General features: G+C 45.8%; 4 protein-coding genes. 1 reads left to right on the plus strand and 3 read right to left on the minus strand.

Going from position 1 to position 2,373, the window contains the following annotated elements; all coding sequences use genetic code 11:
- Positions 1 to 284 (plus strand): transposase (locus tag VJ464_19535; GenBank protein HKQ07327.1); only part of this gene is annotated, 284 nt, incomplete at its 5' end.
- A 109-nt stretch (positions 285 to 393) separates the two neighbouring features.
- Here the strand turns inward: VJ464_19535 and VJ464_19540 are convergent.
- From VJ464_19540 to VJ464_19550, 3 genes are read right to left on the minus strand one after another with little or no spacing between them, the layout of a single operon-like run.
- Entirely contained in the window at positions 394 to 753 is a 360-nt protein-coding gene (locus VJ464_19540) for a hypothetical protein (GenBank protein ID HKQ07328.1), read from the minus strand.
- Positions 746 to 1,285: a hypothetical protein gene (locus tag VJ464_19545; GenBank protein HKQ07329.1), complete on the minus strand. Its 540-nt coding sequence runs from the start codon at positions 1,283 to 1,285 to the stop codon at positions 746 to 748. Before VJ464_19545 ends, VJ464_19540 begins: the two co-directional genes overlap by 8 nt.
- Positions 1,286 to 1,340: 55 nt before the next feature.
- Complete coding sequence (locus VJ464_19550) at positions 1,341 to 2,105, minus strand: hypothetical protein (protein HKQ07330.1); 765 nt, start codon at positions 2,103 to 2,105, stop codon at positions 1,341 to 1,343.
- Between the last annotated feature and the right edge of the window lie 268 nt (positions 2,106 to 2,373).

A 2,373-nucleotide genomic window follows, 5' to 3' on the forward strand; every position in this document is an offset into this window, starting at 1 on the left:
TCATTCCACCCCGCAAAGGCGCTCAACTCTGGCAAGACGACTACCTCAAAGACCGCAACCGCAACTTGCGCGGTGTCCGCCGGCAAGGTCTTGCCGGCTGGAAGCGGGGCAGTGGTTATCACACTCGCTCGCTAGTCGAGACCGCCTTCTTCCGCCTCAAGACGATCTTCTCAGATAGGCTACGCTCGCGCCGGGATGACAATCAGACAACAGAAGCGATGATCAGGTGTGTGGCTTTGAATCGGATGACCAGCCTGGGCATGCCAGACAGCTATCGAATCTGAAGCAAAGCCAGCATTGAGGCGCTAGCCTGCTTACGCTTCTGATTTATTCAACAAAGCCCGCAGCTTTAGTTATTGTGAGGATTCCTTCGATCAACACCTAATATTGATGCTAGTGTTCTAGTCTCTGTTCTTTAACATCCCATATTCCTTTTTCAGAGTCCCATTCGAGCTGATACCTATGTTTAAGCTCTAGCCTATATTCCACAGGCGGTCTACCTGCTGTACCAATCCAAATCCGATCTGTATTGTAATAGATATCATGATCTCCACCGTCAAGCTGAAAATTAACCCATTTACTACCACCATTGCTTAACCAAAATGTGACTTGCTTATCAGTAACATTTCGAATCAATACCGCATTGACAGTAAGTAAGCTGTCTTGGATAGGAAGCATAGCCCTGACTCGTAACGGATAGAGGAATATTATTGCTATTAGCAAATAGACAAACGCTCTATCTTGACTAGTCATTTTTTTCATTCTCCTTTCTTTCAACTCTTCCTAACAAGTAGCCAGCAATTGTGCCAAAAAGGCCCATAGCCGGGGCGATTTGGATTGAATCAAACCCGACTGCAATTAATAACAGAGACCCCATGATAATTAGAGTAACCCCGAAAGTCCTTAATGTATCTTCAGCCCTTATTTTCGGAATTTGTTTTAAGAGGAGGAAAAATTGCATCGAAAGAGCAATCACCGAAACTAGGGCTACCGTAATAGCAACTGTAAATTCATATCTGCTCAAATAACCGCGCTTATCCTTTGCAGCCTCGGGCAGGGGAAGATTAACACTGCTGCTGTTTGGTAAGTTGCCTCCCGCCTTAGGCAAAAGGGTATCGTTATTCTCTTTGTTCTCCTGAGTGCCTGATTTATCTATAGCTTGATTAGTATTTCTGTTTGTAGGAGGTGGAGTCGATTCAGTTTGTGCTCGGCTATGATAGGACGCATAAAAGGCAAGAATGTAGCTCACCAGGATGAATGTGAACAAGGTCAAACCTTTTCGCATCGTTATACCTCCCCAACAGGGACTGCAATAAATATACAATGCTCTGCTGGGCAAATCAGTTCGCCCCGAAAAACTTCACATATTTTATACCAGCACGGTAAGCATCTAACCCAGTAGCCTCATCCTTTGCGAAACCATAACCAAATCCAGCGGCAACTGCCATAATACGTTCCACACTATTACCATGAGGATCTACTTGGAAGAACCCGTTGTCTGATTCGTCACCTTTGCGATAAAAGGACTTTAGCAGCGGCATTAGATCTTTTACATCTAGGCGTAACCGCTCACGATATGCAATGTACCACCCTGCCATAAAGTCCGCGTGCAATTCTTTCCATTTTCCTGGATAAGGGAAACTGTTGCTTTTTTGCATTGCATGCGCAAACTCATGACCAAGGATAGCAGGAAGCGCAATAGTTCGACCTTTAGCCTGTCTAAATTCGTCTTCTATTAACCCTATACTAACAAACACGCTGCCCGTTATATCCATATCCGGGTCGCTGTTGTCAGCGATCATTAGCGGGCGAAATTTGTATGGAAAAAATTGTGCGCGGGTCCATTTTTCGTTCCAGAAGTATACTGGAACCTGAACACCAAATAATCTATCTAGGTTGTCTATATCTTCTGTAATCGCCTCGTCTAACACTTTTTCACCAGTCTGCACAAGGATATTTGCGCGAGTGATGACCACCTGTGGAACGCCTGGGGCAATGCATCCATAAGCGTCTACCCTCCATTCTTGCGCTTGAATGCTTGGTACGTATTGATGAAGCAGCAAAAGTATTGTTATCGCTGCGGCGACTTTTCCATTAAGCTTCATAAGAAGTGCCTCTGAATTTTAGATTCATACTTACACGGGGAACCTGTTGTACTCATACACCCTCTTATAGGGCTTGTCAATTACGATATTGAAGCCACTGCGCATTTGTGCGCTGAGAAATTTGCGCCTAACGCACACACATCACCGGGCGCGGGCGACGGCACTACGATCAATCACGTACACCCCGCTGCCCGCGCTCCGGTGCATGTCGTTGTTAGGTCGCTGCTTGGCCATCACCCAACTCTCATTTGATAAGCCCAGTGACTCG

Source organism: Blastocatellia bacterium, assembly GCA_035275065.1.
Classification (GTDB): domain Bacteria; phylum Acidobacteriota; class Blastocatellia; order UBA7656; family UBA7656; genus DATENM01.